16 protein-coding genes are annotated in these 18351 nt (G+C 65.1%); 14 read left to right on the forward strand and 2 right to left on the reverse strand.

Annotation, left to right across the window (positions count from 1 at the left end):
- Positions 1-138: 138 nt before the first annotated feature.
- Both AC6I6U_RS11675 and AC6I6U_RS11680 read right to left on the reverse strand, forming a co-directional pair.
- Positions 139-1722 carry a rhodanese-related sulfurtransferase gene (locus AC6I6U_RS11675; RefSeq protein ID WP_497882093.1) on the reverse strand — a complete coding sequence of 528 codons (1584 nt, stop codon included), beginning with the start codon at positions 1720-1722 and terminating at the stop codon, positions 139-141.
- Positions 1719-2354, reverse strand: a complete 636-nt coding sequence (locus AC6I6U_RS11680) for a cysteine dioxygenase family protein (RefSeq protein ID WP_497882094.1) — start codon at positions 2352-2354, stop codon at positions 1719-1721. Before AC6I6U_RS11680 ends, AC6I6U_RS11675 begins: the two co-directional genes overlap by 4 nt.
- 106 nt (positions 2355-2460) lie before the next feature.
- Between AC6I6U_RS11680 and AC6I6U_RS11685 the strand changes: the two genes are divergently transcribed.
- From AC6I6U_RS11685 to AC6I6U_RS11750, 14 genes are all read left to right on the forward strand, one after another.
- Positions 2461-3354, forward strand: a complete 894-nt coding sequence (locus AC6I6U_RS11685) for a LysR family transcriptional regulator (protein ID WP_497882095.1) — start codon at positions 2461-2463, stop codon at positions 3352-3354.
- Between the two features lie 471 nt (positions 3355-3825).
- Positions 3826-4647 (forward strand): ABC transporter permease, encoded by an 822-nt coding sequence (locus AC6I6U_RS11690; protein WP_497882096.1) that lies wholly within the window; start codon positions 3826-3828, stop codon positions 4645-4647.
- Positions 4648-4649: 2 nt separating this feature from the next.
- Complete coding sequence (locus AC6I6U_RS11695) at positions 4650-5426, forward strand: ABC transporter ATP-binding protein (protein ID WP_497882097.1); 777 nt, start codon at positions 4650-4652, stop codon at positions 5424-5426.
- Positions 5423-6628, forward strand: coding sequence for an acyl-CoA dehydrogenase family protein (locus AC6I6U_RS11700; RefSeq protein ID WP_497882098.1), 1206 nt, complete (start codon positions 5423-5425; stop codon positions 6626-6628). The genes AC6I6U_RS11695 and AC6I6U_RS11700 overlap by 4 nt, the downstream gene beginning before the upstream one ends.
- Positions 6625-7563 (forward strand): NAD(P)-dependent oxidoreductase, encoded by a 939-nt coding sequence (locus tag AC6I6U_RS11705; RefSeq protein WP_497882099.1) that lies wholly within the window; start codon positions 6625-6627, stop codon positions 7561-7563. The genes AC6I6U_RS11700 and AC6I6U_RS11705 overlap by 4 nt, the downstream gene beginning before the upstream one ends.
- Entirely contained in the window at positions 7553-8371 is an 819-nt protein-coding gene (locus tag AC6I6U_RS11710; protein WP_497882100.1) for a class II aldolase/adducin family protein, read from the forward strand. Before AC6I6U_RS11705 ends, AC6I6U_RS11710 begins: the two co-directional genes overlap by 11 nt.
- A gap of 14 nt (positions 8372-8385) precedes the next feature.
- Positions 8386-9348, forward strand: coding sequence for an ABC transporter substrate-binding protein (locus AC6I6U_RS11715; protein WP_497882101.1), 963 nt, complete (start codon positions 8386-8388; stop codon positions 9346-9348).
- Between the two features lie 32 nt (positions 9349-9380).
- On the forward strand, positions 9381-10565 hold the full coding sequence (locus AC6I6U_RS11720; protein ID WP_497882102.1) for a dipeptidase: 1185 nt from the start codon (positions 9381-9383) through the stop codon (positions 10563-10565).
- A 466-nt stretch (positions 10566-11031) separates the two neighbouring features.
- The gene (locus tag AC6I6U_RS11725; RefSeq protein ID WP_497882103.1) at positions 11032-12609 is read left to right on the forward strand and encodes a flavin monoamine oxidase family protein; all 1578 of its coding nucleotides are present in this window, start codon (positions 11032-11034) and stop codon (positions 12607-12609) included.
- 90 nt (positions 12610-12699) lie between these two features.
- On the forward strand, positions 12700-13197 hold the full coding sequence (locus AC6I6U_RS11730; RefSeq protein WP_497882104.1) for a RidA family protein: 498 nt from the start codon (positions 12700-12702) through the stop codon (positions 13195-13197).
- Positions 13198-13225: 28 nt separating this feature from the next.
- The gene (locus AC6I6U_RS11735) at positions 13226-15691 is read left to right on the forward strand and encodes a TonB-dependent receptor plug domain-containing protein (protein ID WP_497882105.1); all 2466 of its coding nucleotides are present in this window, start codon (positions 13226-13228) and stop codon (positions 15689-15691) included.
- 2 nt (positions 15692-15693) lie between these two features.
- Positions 15694-16659, forward strand: a complete 966-nt coding sequence (locus AC6I6U_RS11740) for an aliphatic sulfonate ABC transporter substrate-binding protein (RefSeq protein WP_497882106.1) — start codon at positions 15694-15696, stop codon at positions 16657-16659.
- 10 nt (positions 16660-16669) lie between these two features.
- Positions 16670-17440: a 2OG-Fe(II) oxygenase gene (locus AC6I6U_RS11745; protein WP_497882107.1), complete on the forward strand. Its 771-nt coding sequence runs from the start codon at positions 16670-16672 to the stop codon at positions 17438-17440.
- A 4-nt stretch (positions 17441-17444) separates the two neighbouring features.
- Complete coding sequence (locus AC6I6U_RS11750) at positions 17445-18194, forward strand: tRNA-dependent cyclodipeptide synthase (protein ID WP_497882108.1); 750 nt, start codon at positions 17445-17447, stop codon at positions 18192-18194.
- Positions 18195-18351: the final 157 nt, after the last annotated feature.

The raw sequence follows: 18351 nt of genomic DNA on the forward strand, positions 1-18351 counted from the left end.
TTGAGGGCCGTTCGCGGGCAAGCCCTGCTCCTACAGGATCTGTGTCGTACTCAGAACTCGCATACGACGCGGACCTTTTAGAAGCAGGGCTTGCCCGCGAACAGCGCCATCCGCCTTGCCCCGCTGCGGATGCGGGAATCAGATCACGAAGAAACCATGGGTACCATCCCGGCCCAGCTGGGCCACCAGCCCATATTCCCAATCCAGGTAGCCCTGCATGGCTTCACGTGGGTTGTCGGTGCCCTCGTAGGGGCGGCGGTAGCGGTCAATGCGTGGCGAGGCCAGGCGCTGCTCGCCGGCTTCCACCGGCAGCCCGGCGGCGACCCAGGCGGCTGTCCCGCCGGTCAGCAGCCAGACCGGCTTGCCGGTCAACGCCTGGACTTCGGCGATGGCGAAGTTGGCCAGCAGGCTGCTGCCACAGGTCAGTACGTAGCGTTCCGCCTGGGGAATCCGGGCCAGGGCTTCGCTCAATTGGCTGCGCAACGTCCACCAGGCACCGGGAATGTGCCGCTGCACATGGTTGGCGCTGGCGGTGAAGTCGAGTACCTGGGTGCCCGGTTCCCGTAGCCAGTCGGCCAGGGTCGGGGCATCCACGGCCTGGGCTGCGGGGCGCAAGGGTAGTGGAGCCTGCCAGGGCCCCTGTTCGCTGAAGTCGCTCGCGGTGGTGCCGTCCAGCACCTTCACCTGCCAGCCCATCTGCGCCAGCCACGAAGCGCTCATGTTCGCCCGCACGCCGTCATCGTCCACCAGCACCAGCCGGGCGCCACGGACACTGGCGAAGTGATCGGTCTCCTGCACCAGTTGGCCGCCAGGCGTGGAGCGGGCGCCGGGCAGGTGACCGGCGTCGAATTCCTCCGGGGTGCGTACGTCGAACAGGTAGGTGGTGCGGCTGCTCTCGGCTTGCCATTGGCGCAGTTCGGCGAGACTCGCGCGGCCGACATCAGCCCGGTCGGCCACGGCCCGGGCGGCCTTTTGCGCGGCCTGTCGGTTATCCGCTCCGGTTTCGGCGAAGCGTCGCGCCTGTCCATGTTCCAGGGTCTGCCCGGCCAGGGTCCAGCCAATGGTGCCATTGCGCAGCGCCGCGACCGGATTGGGAATGCCGGCGTTGACCAGCGACTGGGTGCCGATGATGCTGCGGGTGCGCCCGGCGCAATTGACGATGACCCGGGTATGCGGATCGGGTGCCAGCTCGGCGACCCTCAGCACCAACTCGGCACCGGGCACGCTGATGCCGCCGGGGATGCTCATGGTCTGGTATTCGTCGAAACGACGGGCATCGAGTATCACCAGGTCGGCCTCGGCATCCAGCAGCGCCTGGACTTCCTCGGCGGCCAGCGATGGCGTGTGGCGCTCGGATTCCACCAGTTCGCCGAAGGACTTGCTGGGTACGTTGACGTCCTGGAACAGTTCGCCACCGGCCTCTCGCCAACCGGCCAGGCCACCTTCGAGCAGGGCCACATCGCTGTAGCCCAGGCCGCGCAGCACCTCGGCGGCCCGAGTGGCCAGGCCCTCGCCATCGTCATACAGCGTCACCGGCGTATCCCGCCGGGGAATCCGGGCATAGGCTTCCAGCTCCAGTTTCGACAGTGGGATATTGGCCGCGAACAGTGGGTGGGCTTCGGCGAACGGGGCTTCTTCACGTACATCGAGCAGGGCCAGTTCCTCGCGGGCCAGCAGGGCCTGGCGGATATCCTGGTAACGGCGGGTGCGGATTTCGGTCATTGCAGGGGCTCCTTCGACAGGTCCCAGAGGTTAGGTAGCAGGCTGTTGGAGTAGCCGGAAATAAACGCTTTTTCACTGCCGTCCTGGCCGTACACCGCGCGTTTCACCGCACCGATGTTGCCGCCATAGACGTGGATGCTGATGGAGACCTGGTCGTCGAATGCATTCGACACCCGGTGGATATCGCCAATGCGTGGCGAGACGGCCTCGACCTGGCCCGGATCGAGGCGGATCGCTTCGCCGGCCTCATGCAGGCTGCCGTCGGCCCGACGTTCGAAGCCCTGGGAATACTCGGCACCGCGCAGCATGCCGATCAGGCCCCAGACCCGATGATCATGAACCGGCGTGCTCTGGCCAGGCCCCCAGACAAAACTGACGATGGAGAACTGCTGGCGTGAATCGGCGTGCAGCAGGAACTGCTGGTAGCGCTGCGGGTCGGGTTGGGCGAAGGCCTCGGGCAGCCAGTCATCATGGGCAACCAGTTGCTGCAGCAGTCGGCCGGCGTCTTCGAGCACCTGTTCTTCGCCGGGCTCGGTGGCCAGCAGGGCGGCCAGTTGATCGATGAACTGGCGTAGTCGGCCAAGGTTCGGTGCGGCTTGCGGGGTTGCGATTCGATGGGCGGTTTGAGGCATCGGGGTCCCTCCGTGGACAGTCGGATACGACGTGAACTACACGAGTGGGCTAAAAGGTATTATTCTTTCCTGGCATTTTTCCACTTATTTATTATGCGAATAAAGAATGAAGATAGATGATATCAATGCATTCGTGGCGGTGATCCGTTGCCAGACCATCAGCCAGGCCGCCGATTCGCTGCAACTGACCCAGCCGGCCATCACCCGCCGCGTGCAGAATTTCGAGGAAGCGCTGGGGGTGGAACTGCTCGACCGCAACACCAAGCCGCTCAAGCCTACCAGCATGGGCCTGCGGGTCTATGGGCAGTGCCTGGAAGTCTTGCGGGCCCTCGATGGCCTGAGTGAGCTGGTGGCCAATGACGGCGCGCCCAGCGGCGCCTTGCGTATCGGTGTGCCACAGACCATCGGCGATGTGGTGTTGCTCGACGCCCTGAGCCAGTTGAAGAGCCTTTATCCGCAACTGCAGACCTCGGTCGCCACCGGCTGGGGCAGTCATCTGCTGGGCAAGGTCGAGAACGGCGAACTGGACGTGGTGGCGGCATTGTTCCCGGCGGGCAAGGTGTTTCCGGAAGGGGTGGTCGGCCGTTCCCTGGGCAGCATGAGCCTGGTGGTGGTCGCGGCGAAGGGAGAGATGACCCGACGCTCGTGCAAGCTGGCCGATATCTACCAGCGTGGCTGGGTGCTCAACCCCGATGGCTGTGGCTTTCGCGCCGGCTTGCAGCGGGCTCTGAGTGCCCAGGGGCTGTCATTGCAGATCAACCTGGAAACCTTTGGTACCGAGTTGCAACTGGGGTTGATCGCCAATGGCCTGGGGTATGGCCTGGTACCGGCGCCGTTGCTGGAGAACAGCAGCCATCGCGAGCGGCTGGAGATCGTGCCGGTATCGGACTTCAAGCCGGTGATCGACCTGTGGCTGATCCACCCGCGTTTCCTCGGCAACCTGCAGGAACCGGTGAGTGCGTTCGGTGAGATGGTTGCGCAGCGGGTGGGCAAGTCCTGAGTGAGTTTGGGTGTAGCGGGCTTTTTGTGGCGAGCGGGCTTGCCCGCGCTGGGCTGCAGGGCAGCCCTGAATCCTGGCACCTCGTTTCTTCAGGCCCATCGTGGTGGCTGTGTTTTAGGGCTGCTTCGCAACCCGCAGCGTCTGGCGGTGGCCGCTGAGTGAGGTGGGTGTAGCGGGCTTTTTGTGGCGAGCGGGCTTGCCCGCGCTGGGCTGCAGGGCAGCCCTGAATCCTGGCACCTCGTTTCTTCAGGCATATTGCGGTGGCTGTTTTTAGGGCTGTTTCACAGCCCAGCGCGGGCAAGCCCGCTCGCCACAAAAGCCGTCTTCATTCTCTGGTTAATCCATGATTTGCATAATTATCATTTTTATAAATGCATTTTTTGTATATTAGATTAGAACCAAAGCGAATTTCACGGACGTTTTTTATGTAGTTAGCATGGTGAACCACGCGCTACAGAACAGGACGTCAGCATGCCCGCGCAAGACTTTGTCTCCCCTCGATCCGGCCTGCGGGCGCTGGCCCGCTGGACCGGCTGGCGTGAACCGGCGCTGCGCCTGGTCAGCCCATTGGTATTGCTGCTGCTCTGGGAACTGGCGTCGCGCACCGGGCTGTTGCCGAGCCGGATCATCGCCGCCCCCAGCACCATCGGCGGCACCCTGTGGCAGATGCTCGGCAGCGGCGAGCTGGGGCGTCACCTGTGGATTTCCCTGCAACGGGCCCTGGGCGGGCTGGCCATCGGCGTCAGTATCGGCACCACCCTGGCCCTGCTTTCCGGGCTGTCCCGGCGCGGTGAGCTGCTGATCGATTCGCCGGTGCAGATGCTGCGGACCCTGCCATTTCTCGCCATCGTGCCGCTGTTCATTCTCTGGTTTGGCGTGGGCGAAACCCCAAAAATCGCCCTGATCGCCCTGGGCACCACGTTCCCCGTCTATCTCACGTTGTTCTCCGGCATCCGCGGCCTGGACCCCAAGCTGCTCGAGGCGGCGACTTTGCTCGGCCTGTCCCGCAGCGAGCGGATCTGGCACGTGATCCTGCCGGGGGCCTTGCCGTCCTTTTTCGTCGGCCTGCGCTACGCCTTCGGCCTGAGTTGGCTGGGCCTGGTGGTGGTCGAGCAGATCAACGCCAGCGCCGGTATCGGCTACCTGGTCAACGATGCCAGGGACTTCATGCGCACCGACGTGATCGTGATCTGCCTGCTGATCTACAGCGTGCTGGGCCTGGGTATCGATGGCCTGGTGCGGTTGCTGGAGCGCCTGTCCCTGGCCTGGCGCCCATCCTTCATCAGGAACTGACCATGACCTTGCCTCTTTCCCGTTCCCTGCGCCCGGCCGTCGAGTGCCGTCAGGTCAGTCGCCGTTTCGGCGGGCAGGCGGTCCTCGACAGCCTCGACCTGGATATCGCCCCTGGCGAATTCGTCGCATTGCTGGGCAGCAGTGGCTCGGGCAAGACCACCTTGCTCCGTGCCCTGGCCGGCCTGGATCGCATCGACGAAGGCCTGTTGACGGTGCCGCAGCCACTGGCGGCGGTGTTTCAGGAGCCCCGGCTGATGCCGTGGAAACGCGCCTGGCGCAATGTCGCCCTTGGCCTGCGGGGTACCGAGCCGAGGGCGCGTGCCCTGGCTGCCCTGGCAGAAGTTGGATTGGCGCATCGGGTCGGCGCCTGGCCGCACACCCTGTCCGGTGGCGAAGCGCAACGGGTGGCGTTGGCACGGGCGCTGGTCCGCGAGCCGAAACTGCTGTTACTTGACGAACCCTTCGCCGCCCTCGATGCGCTGACGCGGATTCGCATGCACCAGTTGATCATCGACCTGTGGCGAGCCCACGAGCCGGCGGTGTTGCTGGTGACCCACGATGTCGACGAGGCGGTCTTGCTGGCCGACCGCGTGGTGGTCCTGGCCAACGGCCGTATCGCCGAACAGATTTCCATCCGCCTGCCGCGTCCGCGCCAAGTGGCCAGCCCGACCTTCCAGGAACTGCGCGCGCGCCTGCTGGGACTGCTCGGCGTCGAACAACCCGTGGTCGCCGTCGACGACGGTCGCCTTCATTTTCTCAGCAGGATCGCCCATCGATGAGCCCAACCACCGTGCAATCGCGCCCGACCCATGCCGGACAGACGCCCGATCTCGATTCGCCGGCCTTCACTGACCTGCTCGAGCGACTCAGCCAGGAGTTTGCCGACACCGCCAGCTATTACGACCGGCATGGCGAGTTCCCCCACGCCAACCTGCATCGTCTGCACGAGCATGGCCTGCTGGCGTTGACGGTGCCGCGCCAGTTGGGTGGCAGTGAGGCGACCCTGGCCCAGGCCCGACGGGTCATCGGCGCGGTAGCCCGGGGCGAGCCGTCGACGGCGCTGGTGCTGGTGATGCAGTACCTGCAACACACCCGCCTGCAAGGCAACCAGGCCTGGCCGCTGCACCTGCGCCAGCGGGTCGCCCGTGAAGCGGTGGAGCAGGGTGCGTTGATCAATGCCCTGCGGGTCGAACCGGATCTCGGCACGCCGGCCCGTGGCGGGCTGCCTGGCACGATCGCCCGGCGGGTCGAGGGCGGCTGGCGGCTCGATGGCCGCAAGATCTACTCCACCGGCATCCCCGGCCTGACCTGGTTGTCGGTGTGGGCCCGCAGCGACGAGCCCGAACCACGGGTCGGCACCTGGCTGGTGCATCGCGATACGCCGGGCATCCGTATCGAGGAGACCTGGGATCACCTCGGCATGCGCGCCACCGGCAGCCATGACGTGGTGTTCGAGAATGTGTTCGTCGCCAGCGAGTTCGCCGTGGATATCCAGCCCGCCAGCACCCCGCGTCCGTCCGAACTGGACAGCAGCGGCGTGCTCTGGCTGGCGGTACTGCTGTCGTCGATCTATGACGGCGTGGCCCGGGCGGCCCGCGACTGGCTGGTGGTCTGGCTGGGTGAACGGACTCCGGCCAACCTCGGCGCACCGCTGTCGAGCCTGCCACGTTTCCATGAACTGATCGGCAAGATCGATGCGCTGTTGCTGGCCAACCGGGTGCTGCTCGATGCCGCCGCCGAAGGGCGGATCGCCGCGAGCGAGGCGACCCAGGTCAAGTACCTGGTGACCGGCAATGCCATCAGCGCGGTGGAACTGGCCATCGAGGCCATCGGCAATCCGGGCCTGGCTCGTGGCAATCCGCTCGAGCGGCACTACCGCGACGTGCTGTGCAGCCGGATTCATACACCGCAGAACGATGCGATTCTGGCGGCGGTCGGCCGCGCGGCGTTCGCCTTGCCCAACCGGGGCGGACAGGCGTGAGCGGGGTACGCGTCGCCAGCCAGCTGGACGCAGCGTTCAATGGCCGTTTGCGTAGCCTCGGCCTGGAGGTCCTCGAATTGCCCCGTGGCCTGCCTCGCGATCTGCCAGCGGATGTGCGGGTGCTGCTGGCGGCGCCCCATGCCGAATTTCGCGACGCGGCCCAGGCACCGACAGGCTGGCCGTTCGGGCTGCGCTTCGTGCAACTGGTGTCCTCCGGGCTGGATTACTTTCCCCGCTGGCTGTTCGACAGCCTGCCGGTGGCCAGCGCCCGTGGCGTCACTGCCGAAAGCATCGCCGAGTTCGCCCTGGCGGCGATCTTCGCGGCGGCCAAGCAGGTGCCGGAAATCTGGATCGATGACGCGGCGAACTGGCGGCAACGACCGCTGGCGCCGGTGGCGGGCAGTACCCTGGGGCTGTTCGGCTTCGGTAGCATCGCCCAGGCCCTGGCACCCAAGGCGCTGGCCCTGGGCATGCAGGTGCTGGCGTTGAGGCGTTCGTCGGCGCCATTCGAGGTGCCCGGTGTGCAGTCGGTGGCTGACCTGCATGAACTGTTCGCCCGTTCCGACCACCTGTTGCTGGCGGTGCCGGCCACTGAGCTGACCCTGCGTGTCATCGATCGTGACGTACTCGGCTCGGCGCGCCCGGGCCTGCACCTGATCAATATCGCCCGAGGCGGCCTGCTCGACCAGGAGGCTCTGCTGGAAGCGCTGGATCGAGGGCAACTGGGGCTCGCCAGCCTGGATGTCAGCGACCCTGAGCCGCTGCCTGAAGGGCACGCGTTCTATCGGCATCCGCGCATCCGCCTATCGCCGCATACCAGCGCCAACTCACCCCAGGTCTATCTGAACCTCGCCAACTTGTTGCTGGACAACATCGAACGCGAGGCCAATGGCCTGCCCCTGGAAAACCGTGTGGAGGCCGAACGTGGCTATTGAATCGCCGAGACATCAACCGAGCGCCTACGGGCTGCCCCGTGACGGGCACACCGTGTTCCGCTGGGAACATCCACCCCAGCAACCGACCGTCGAACTGGAACGCCTGCGCCGCAAGCAAAGCCTGGCGGCGGCGTTCCGGGTGTTCGCCTGGCTCGGTTTCGACATGGGCGGTGCCGGGCATATCACCGTGCGTGACCCACAGCGCCACGATCATTTCTGGGTCAACCCGGTGGGGGTGTACTTCGGCCATATCCGCGTATCCGACCTGCTGCTGGTCAATCCCCACGGCGAGATCGTCGAGGGCGAAGGGGCGCTGAATCTGGCGGCCTTTGCCATCCATGCCGCCTTGCATGAGGCGCGTCCGGATGTGGCGGCGGCGGCCCATGCACACTCGCTGCACGGCAAGGCCTGGTCGAGCCTGGGGCGCCTGCTCGATCCGCTGACCCAGGACGCCTGCGCCTTCTATGAGAAACATGCGCTGTTCGACAACTTCTCCGGGGTGGTGCTGGAGAGCAGCGAAGGCTCGCGGATTGCCCGTACCCTCGGCCAGCACAAGGCGTTGATCCTGCAGAACCATGGCCTGCTGACCGTGGGCGAGACGGTCGAGGCAGCGGTCTGGCGCTTCATCGCCATGGACAACGCCGCCCACACCCAACTGTTGGCCGAAGCCGCCGGCTCACCCCGACCGATTCCGCCCGAAGTGGCGCGCCACACCGCGCGCCAGGTGGGCACCGAGTTCGGTGGCTGGTTCAGTTTCCAACCTTACTGGGATCGGGTTCTGCGCAACGAACCGGATGCCTTTCTGTGACAGGAGTCAGCGTGATGGACCGTCGTCGTTTTCTGCAGCTGTCTGCCCTGGCCGGGCTTGGTGCCGCATTGCCGAGCCTGGGCCTGGCCCAGGACCTCAGCGGGGTGACCCTGAATGTTGCGACCTACAAGGGCGCGGCGCCTTCATTCTTCGCCGAGGCCGGCATCGGTCCGGCGCCGTACCAGGTCAAGTATGCCGAGTTCAACGGCGGCAACCTGAGTTTCGAGGCGCTGGTCAGCGGCACCCTGGACATTTCGCCGATGAGCGAGATCCCGCCGATCTTCGGGATCAAGAACCATGCCCCGGTGAAGCTGATTGCCGTGCTGACCGGCGACGTCAACAACCAGGCCTTCATCGTGCCCAAGGGCTCGCCGGTGCAGTCGGTGGCCGAGCTCAAGGGCAAGCGCATCGCCTATATCCGCTCCACCAGCTCCCACTACTTCCTGCTCAAGGCGCTGAAAGAGCAGGGGCTGGGGTTCAACGACATCGTGCCGATGGCCCTGACGCCACAGGATGGTTTCGCCGCGTTCCAGAACGGCGCGGTGGATGCCTGGGTCAGCTTCGGCTACTTCATCCAGCTGGCCGAGCTGCGTGCCGGGGCGCGGGTGCTGAAGACCGGGCAGGGCTACCTGTCGGGCAACTACGTGATTGCGGCCAACCAGAACAGCATCGCCGATCCGCTCAAGCATGCGGCGATCACCGACTACATCCTGCGCGAGTACCGTTCGTGGCAGTGGATTGCCGCACATCCCGAGGAATGGGCAACCAAGAGCTCGAAGATTCTCGGCATGCCTCGGGAGGTGTTCCTGGCGCAGTACAAGGCCCAGAGCGGGCCGCGGATCTTGCAGCCGGTGGACGATGCCGCAGTGCGTTCGCAGCAGGATGTTGCCGACCTGTTCTTCGAAGCCGGGGTGCTGCCGCAGAAGCTGGATGTGACGGGGTTGTGGGATCGCAGTTTCAGCTGGGGCCCGGCCTGACACATTTTTCCTGGCATTCACGGACGCTCCCGATGTTGAAGAAAGCCATTGCCGTGGCCTTGCTGCTTGCCTCGCAAGCCCAGGCCGCCGACACCCTGCACCAACGCCTCACCGTTCTCGACAGCCACCTCGACACACCGATGCAACTGGCCCGACCGGGCTGGGACATCAGCCAACGGCACCGCTACGAAGACGACCTGTCCCAGGTCGACCTGCCGCGCATGGAGGAGGGCGGGCTGGACGGTGGTTTCTGGGCCATCTTCACCCCCCAGGGGCCGCTGACCGCCGAGGGGCGGACCCTCGCCAGCGAGCACGGCCTGGCGGTACTCACGCGGATTCGCGACATGGTCGCCGCCCATCCGCAGCAGTTCGCCCTGGCGTTCAAGGCCGAGGATGTCCCGGCGATCATCGCCCGGCGGCAGCGGGTGGTGTTTATCAGCATGGAAAACGCCGAACCGCTGGCCGCCGATCCCGGACGCCTGCTGACCTATCGACGGCTGGGCCTGAGCATGCTCGGGCTGGTGCATTCGGCGAACAACGATTTCGCCGATTCGGCCACCGCGCTACCGCAATGGCATGGCCTGAGTCCCCAGGGCCGGGCGCTGGTGGCCGAGGCCAACCGGCTGGGCATCCTGCTGGATGTTTCCCATGCCTCGGACCAGGTGTTCGACCAGGTGCTGGCGCAGTCCACGGCGCCGATCATCGCCTCGCATTCCTCCAGCCGGGCGATTACGGCGCACCCGCGCAACCTCGATGATCGACGCTTGAAAGCGTTGGCGGCCAGGGGCGGGGTGGTCCAGGTGAACAGTTTTCCCAGCGACCTGATCGACCAGCGGCCCGATCCCGAGCGCGGCAAGGCGCTGGGGCCGCTGTACAAGGAGTTCCGCCTGGCGGCGAGCATGACGCCAGCACAGGTCGCGGACCTGGCGGCGCGGATTCGCCAGGTCGAGGCACAATTTCCCGAACCGCGGGCGACCCTTGATGACTACATGAAGCACCTGCTGCATATCCTGGAGGTGGTCGGGCCGGAGCATGTCGGCATTGGCGCGGATTGGGATGGCGGCGGTGGGGTCCAGGGGTTGGAGGATGTCTCGCAGTTGCCCAGGATCACCGAGCGGTTGCTGGCGGCGGGCTATGGGGAGCGGGATTTGGCGAACATCTGGGGTGGGAATCTGTTGCGGGTGTTGGCCCAGGCCCAGGCACGCGCAGAGCACTAGCCAGGGTACCCTTTGTGGCAGGCGGACTGGTTGGGGATGAGTGAGATTTTTTGGCAGGTGAGCTTGTTGTGGCGAGCGGGCTTGCCCGCGCTGGGGCGCGAAGCGGCCCCAAAGGCAGCCACTGCGGGGCGTCTGTAAAGTACGAGGTCTCAGGTTTTGGGGCTGCCTTGCAGCCCAGCGCGGGCAAGCCCGCTCGCCACAGGAAACCGTTCGCAACAAAATTTCCGTTCGCCATGAAGGTCGTTCAAGCGCCTGTTCTTCTCAATAGCCCCCGTCATGGCTGTATGCATTTCTCGCAATATTCGCGTCATAAAATATGAAACAAAGTAATATTTGCATATGCCTAAAATGTATTTCTCTTATTAAGTTGCGCTCCTTAGGATGGCTTCCATAGACCGAAGTAACTGAATGTTTCGGCGGGCTATAACGGAATGAACTATCCACTACACAGGCAGGGAGCGCTTGCATGCCGTTGACCAGAAGACAACTGATCGCCCGTGTCGCCGCCGTTGGCGGCCTGCAGGCGGCAACGGCGGTGATGGGCCTGCTCGGGGTGAACCGCCAGGCCGTGGCCGGCGAAGAGAACTACGCCGCCTTGCCGACGGCCTCTGTCGGCCGGGGCGCCAGTGTGATCGTGATTGGTGCCGGCATCGGTGGCCTGGTCAGTGCCTACGAGCTGAACAAGGCCGGTTTCAAGGTGACCCTGCTCGAAGCCCGTGACCGCGTCGGTGGCCGCAACTGGACCGTGCGCCAGGGTGACCGGGTCGAATACACAGATGGCAGCGTGCAGGTTGCCGACTTCGACCAGGGCTTCTACCTCAATGCCGGCCCCGGCCGTCTGCCGAGCCACCATCAACTGATGCTCGGCTATTGCCGCGAACTCGGGGTGGAGCTGGAAGTGCTGGTCAACACCAGCCGCAATGCCCTTGTGCGTCCCGACCTCAACGCGCCGACCCTCCAGATCCGCCAGGCCGTCAACGACAGCCGCGGGCATTTCTCCGAGCTGCTGGCCAAGGCAGTCAATCGTCACGCACTGGACCAGGAACTGAGCCCCGCCGACCGTGAGAACCTGTTGAGCTTCCTGAAAACCTGGGGCGACCTTTCCGACAAGCTTGAATACCTCGGCTCGGCGCGCTCCGGCTACAAGGTCTGGCCGGGAGCGGGTGATCAATTGGCGCAGAAGCGCGACCCGCTGCCGCTGCAGACCCTGCTCAACCCGGCGCTGACCACGGCGCTGATGATCGACGAATACCCGGAATTCTCTCCGACCATGTTCCAGCCGGTGGGCGGCATGGATCGGATCGCCAAGGCCTTCGAACGCCACCTGAAGGCGCACTTGCGATTGGGCAGCGAGGTACTGTCGATCGACAACCAGGCGGATTTCGTCGAGGTCGGTTACCGCGATCGCCTCAGTGGGCGCAAGCACGCGTTGAAAGCCGACTACGTGATCAGCAGCCTGCCGCTGCCGTTGCTGGCCAAGGTCGAGAACAACCTGGCCAAGCCGGTCCAGCAGGCGATCGGCGCGGTGCAATTCGGCTACGCCAACAAGGTCGCCTGGCAGTCCCGGCGTTTCTGGGAGCGCGACTACCAGATCTACGGTGGGCTTTCCTTCATCAATCAGGAGTCTTCCGGCCTGTGGTACCCCAGCGGCGGTTTCAACCAGGCCGAGGGCGTGCTGGTTGCGGCCTACAACAATGGCGAAACCGCCCGCCGGTTCGGCGAGAAGAGCCTGGCCGAGCAGATCGAGCTGTCGCGCCAGGCCGTGGAACTGCTGCACCCCGGCCACGGCCAGGAACTGCGCAAGCCGCTGGCGATCGCCTGGGCCCGGATTCCCTACAACCTTGGTCCGTGGATCAACCACGAAGTCGCCGACCCGGACTACAGCCTGCTCAACCAGGCCCAGGGCCGGGTTTACCTGACCAGCGATGGCCTGGCCCACAGTGGCGTCGGGATCTGGCAGGAAGCCGCCGCGGGCGCGGCCCGCCGGGTGGTCCGTCATCTATTCGAGCGGGCACAAGGCTCGCCCATCAAGCAAACGGCCTGAAAAAGCCGCGCTCTCACTAAAACAGCCACACCGATTTGCCGGGTAGCGGACCTCCGAGGCCGGCATAAAACAATACCTTGGAGTGTCCTTATGTCATTCAAGAAAGCCTTGCTGGGGTTGGGGATCCTGTTCGCCGCGAGCAACTCGCAGGCCGCCTCGATCCACCGGGTACCGTCCACCTATCCGAATTCGCCGATCCTGCAATCGGTGACCCTGTCGGGTAATGCCGAGGTCACCTACCTCTCCGGCCTGCTGCCCGATCCGGTCGATCCCAAGGCCGCCAAGGACCAGATCCATACCGCCGGCAATACCGAGACCCAGGCCCGCGCAGTGCTGCACAAGGTCGAGACGATCCTCGCCAGCCAAGGCCTGGGGCTGGGCGACGTGGTGCAACTGCGCATCTATCTGGTGGGCGACCCTGCACTGGGCGGCAAGCTGGATTTCGACGGCCTGCAAACCGCCTTCCGCGAATTCTTCGGCACCGACAAGCAACCGCTGAAGCCGGCCCGCACCACGGTGCAGGTGGCCGGCCTGGTGCTGCCCGGCGCGCTGATCGAAGTTGAAACCGTTGCCGCCAAGGCGCGTTGAGCCGATCCACAGGAAGGATATTCGAGTCATGGCTTCCACCTCTTTTGGCAACACCCGTTTTACCGCGCCGTTCAGCGCCGCGGTACTCAGCCTGGCGACTTCCCAGGCGCTGTTCGCCGCCGACCCTACCCTCGATACCGTGGTCGTCACCGGCGTGCGTGGCAGTCAGCAACGCACGGTCACCGACAGCCCGGCACCGATCGACGTGATCAGCGGCGAGCAACTGCGCACCATCGGCCAGAACGGCCTGAAGGAAATGCTCGGGCGCCTGTTGCCATCGTTCAACGTGCCGACCATCAACGGCGGCGGTACCGCCTTTCTGGTTCGCGGGGTGAGCATGCGTGGCCTGGGCGGCGACCAGGTGCTGATCCTGGTCAACGGCAAGCGCCGCCACAACTCAGCGCTGATCAACAACGGCGCGCGGGTCGGCAACGCCTCGGTGCCGGTCGACCTCGACCTGATCCCCACCGCCGCCATCGAGCGCATCGAGGTGCTGCGCGATGGCGCGGCCGCGCAATACGGTTCGGACGCGATCGCCGGGGTGATCAACATCATTCTCAAGCGCAATGCCGATGGGCTGACGTCCGACACTACCGTCGGCCAGTACTACGACGGCGACGGCGCCACCGGGCATGAGGCGATCAACTGGGGTTCGGCGCTGGGGGAAAACGGCGGCTTCTTCAACCTGTCCTTCGACGGCAAGCTCCAGGAACCCTACGAGCGCGCCGCCGCCGCTAGTGGCCAGTTGTACTTCAACCAGGCCGACGGTTCGCCCGACCCACGCGAGAGCAACCGGCATGGCTGGGGTGGCGAATACGGCCTGGGCCGCGACCGTACCAGCAGCGTGGCCTACAACCTGGAGCTGCCGCTGCAGGACGAACTCAAGCTGTACTCGTTCTCCACCCTCAGCTACCGCAACAGTAACAAGGACCTGGGCCACCGCCGCCCGACGGATATCACCAGCCTGGCCGGCATCCCCGATGCACCGTATCCCAACGGCGGCCAGGCCCGGCGCGAGATCCACGAGGTCGACTTCCAGATCGCCGGCGGCGCCAAGGGCCTGGTGGGCGACTGGGACTGGGACCTGAGCAGCACCTACGGCAAAGACCGCGCGGTACTCGATACCGCCAACAACCTGAACATCTCCAACGGCCCCTACGGCCAGCATGACTTCCACCTGGGCAACCTGATCTTCGACCAGTGGACCACCAACCTGGATTTCAGCCGGGCACTGGACATCGGCTGGAGCAGCCCGCTGGAAACCTCGTTCGGCATCGAGCACCGCTGGGAAAAATATGCCCTGGAGGAAGGCGAGCCGAACTCCTACAACTTTGGCAGCTACGTACCGACCACCGGGCCGTTTGCCGGGCGGGTGCCGGATCCGGGGCTGTTCTCGGTCAACGGCACTACGCCGGAAGATGCCTATTCGCTCAAGCGCCACAGCGACGCGGCCTATATCGACCTGGGCCTGAACATCACGCCCAAGTGGTATGTGGGCGCGGCGGCGCGCTACGAAAAATACAACCTGGGGGTCGGTGAGACTGCCAGCGGCAAGCTCACCACCCGCTACGAGTTCCTGCCCGGCTATGCCGTACGGGCGGCGGTCAGCAACGGCTTCCGGGCACCGTCGCTGGCCCAGAGCGTGTTTTCCACCACCAGCACCGTGACCCAGTTCACCAGCGGCAGCACTACCAACGTGCGCACCAAGCAGATGCGTCCGGATTCGCCCGAAGGCCGCGCGCTGGGGGCCAAGGACCTGGAGCCGGAAACCTCGCGCAACTACAGCATCGGCCTCACCGCCGAGCCGGCGGAACGCCTGCGGCTGACGGCGGACTTCTACCTGATCGACATCGACAAGCGGATCCTGCAGACCGGCATCCTCAGTGGCACGGCGGTCTCGCAGATCCTGGTCAACAACGGCCTGTCGCCGAACCTGGCCGGGCAGTACTACGCCAACGCCGCCGATACCCGGACCAAGGGCGTCGACCTGGTGGCGGACTACAGCCAGTCCTTCGGCGAGTACGGTGCGGCGAAATGGAGTGTGGCCTACAACCGCAACAAGACCACCATCCGCAGCCTCGCCGACACCCCGGCGGCCCTGGCCAGCCTGGGCTCGCAGTACGTGCTGTTCGACCGCCAGCAACAGACTGACCTGACCAAGGCGACCCCCAAGGACAAGTGGATCCTGTCCGGCAACTACAAGCTCGGCAACTGGACCACCAACCTGCAACTGACCCGCTTCGGCGAGTACACCGAGGGCGCCAACAATCCGCGGGACGACCGCACCTACAGCGCCAAGTGGATCACCGACCTGGACGTGGCCTATGACGTCAACCAGAGCCTGACCGTGGCGGTGGGCGCGAACAACCTGTTCGACGTGTACCCGGACAAGATCGGCCTCAAGGCCTGGGCCGGCACCTATGAGTACGGCATGTTCTCGCCGTACGGGTTGGGTGGCGGGTATTACTACAGCCGCATCAGCCTGGCGTTCTGAGCATGAACCTGCGTGCGAACACTCTGGGTGCCGGACTGCTGGCAGCGCTGCTGCTCTGCACCGGCGTCCAGGCCACCGAGCCACTGCGGGTCTCCAGCCAGAAGCAGTCGCTGAAGATCCTCCTGCAGGCAGCCGGTGAACTGGACAACCTGCCGTACCCGATCGAGTTCGCCTCGTTCGCCGCCGCTGCGCCCACGGCCGAAGCCCTGGCGACCGGGGCGGTGGATATCGGCAGCCTGGGCGATGCGCCGTTCGCGTTCGCCGCTGCGACCGGGGCGCCGCTGAAAACCGTCGGGGTGATCAAGGTCAACGTCACCCCGACCGCCGTGGCCATCGTGGTCAAGGACGACTCGCCGCTCAAGGACGCCGCCGATCTCAAGGGCCGCCGCATCACCACCACCCGCGGTTCTATCGGCCATTTCCTGGCCCTGGCGGCGCTGCGTTCGGCGGGGCTGCACGGCGGCGATGCACAGTTCATCTTTCTCGCCCCCGGCGAGTCGCGGACCCTGCTCGCCAACGGCCAGGCCGATGCCTGGTCGGCCTGGGACCCCTACACCAGCATGGTCCAACTCGAAGGCGGCACGCGGGTGCTGGTCAGCGGTGCCGGGCTGTTCGCCGGGCACATGCTGCTGGTCGCCAACGACGCGGCGATCCGCGACAAGCCGGCGCAGATCGACGATTTCCTGCGCCGCCTGGCCCGTGCCTACGACTGGGCCAATGCCCACCAGTCGGCCTTTTCCGCGATCCAGGCCGGCTATAGCGGCCTGCCGCTGGAAATCCACGAACGTTCCAATCGCTTCGCCCAGGCCCATCGCATCGACGTTGGGCCGACGGTGATCGACGACGTGCAACACACCGCCGACCTGTATCGGGAGGAGGGCGTCATCCAGGCCGCGTTCAAGGCCGACCAGCATTTCGATCAACGCTTCAACACGTCCGTACCCAGTCCATCACTTTCAGGGAATTGAAGGGGGTTTCATGTTTACCGTGACCACTGCCGAACAGCTTGAGGCACGACATATCCTCGATGTCGTGGAGAAACGGTCCTACGGGGTCCAGCTCAAGGGCTTCTGCCCGCCGGACACCCTGCAACTGGCCAGGGAAAAGCTCGCCGGGCTCAAGAGTGCCTTCAGCGGGCAGAACGAGTTCGTCCGGGTCGGCAAGGCCTACATCGAAATCGACGACGAACAGAGTCGGGCCGAGTACCACGCGTTGGCACTGCCCAATATCCGCAAGATCCGCGAGCTGTTCCGGCCGCTGGCCTCGCCGATCGACGAGCTGCGCCTGCTGCTGGACGAAGTCTGGCCCAGCGGGGCGCACCTGCTGCAGGTGGAAGGGCAGAAGTGCTTCGTCGGCATCGCCCGGTTTCAGGGCTCGGGTGTCGACCTCACGCCGCATACCGACGATCTGGAGCGCAATACGCCGCCGGGCCATGGCCGGCAGTTGTTGAGCCAACTGTCCACCAACATCTACCTGCAGATCCCCGAGGACGGCGGCGAGCTGGAGATCTGGGGGATCGAGCCCGACGAGGAGGAGTACAAGCGCCTGCGTGGCGAGCGCGCCTATGGCATCGAACGCCATCTGCTGCCGCCACCGGACTTCGTGGTCAAGCCCGAGCCGGGCGACCTGATCCTGCTCAATCCGCGACTGATCCATGCGGTGCGCCCGTCGGCCACCAGCACCCGTGTCACCCTCGGCGTCTTTATCGGTTACTACGGCGAACACCAGCCTTTGGCCTACTGGAGCTAATCCCATGAGCACTGTGCAAGAAATCAACCTCAAGGCGTATTTCAACAAGGGCGGCGAAGAACACGAGTTCGACGGCAAGCGTGTGGTGCTGGCCGTCAGCGTCGGCCAGGAATACCACGAGGACCAGAAGCTGCGTTCGACCATCCACCTGATCAACCAGTCCGGCTTCAGCCACGTGAAAGTGGTGGTGGCCGATACCCTGCAACGCCACAACAAGCACGGCAAGTCGCCGGGCGAGGCGCTGTCGGCGTCGATCCGCGACGGTGATGCCTGGCTGGCACGCAACCAGGGCATTCTCGACGGGCTGCGGGTGCCTTATCACGTCACGCGCTGGAACCAGGAGCTGGCCAGCGACCGTTATGCCGAACTGCGCCAGCAACTGAACGAGGTCTACCGGACTCGCGAGGAACTGCGCTCGGCCATCGAGGAAACCATCGGGGTGTTCACCGAGCGATTGCGTTTGCGTGACGAACACGCCGACATCGAAAAGGCCGCGGCCCAGTGCCGCGAATACATCCTCGAAGAGATCCCGATCATCCTGCCGTTGTGGGCGGACGAGGGCTATCACTATGTGCTCTATCCGCAGCAGATGACGGCGGCGATGGCGACCAGCCGCGACCTGCTGATCGCCCCCCACAGCCCGGACCGGGTGCGCTGGCTGCCGCTGAAGTTCAAGAAACGCGGGATTCCGATTCCGTTCACCTTGCCGGGGATCGTGCACCCGAACTGGTCCAGTAGCGCGATTGCCATCTGAGTCCTTGTGTGGGCCGTTCGGGCCTCTTCGCGGGCAAGCCCGGCTCCTACAGGTTTGCGTTGTACATAAGGTTTGCGTACGCACTGGCCCTGTAGGAGCTGGGCTTGCCCGCGAAGGCATCAACACGGTCCCCCCGATATTCAACTGAAAAAAGGAG

Source organism: Pseudomonas sp. UTLPPB19802 (genome assembly GCF_059730225.1).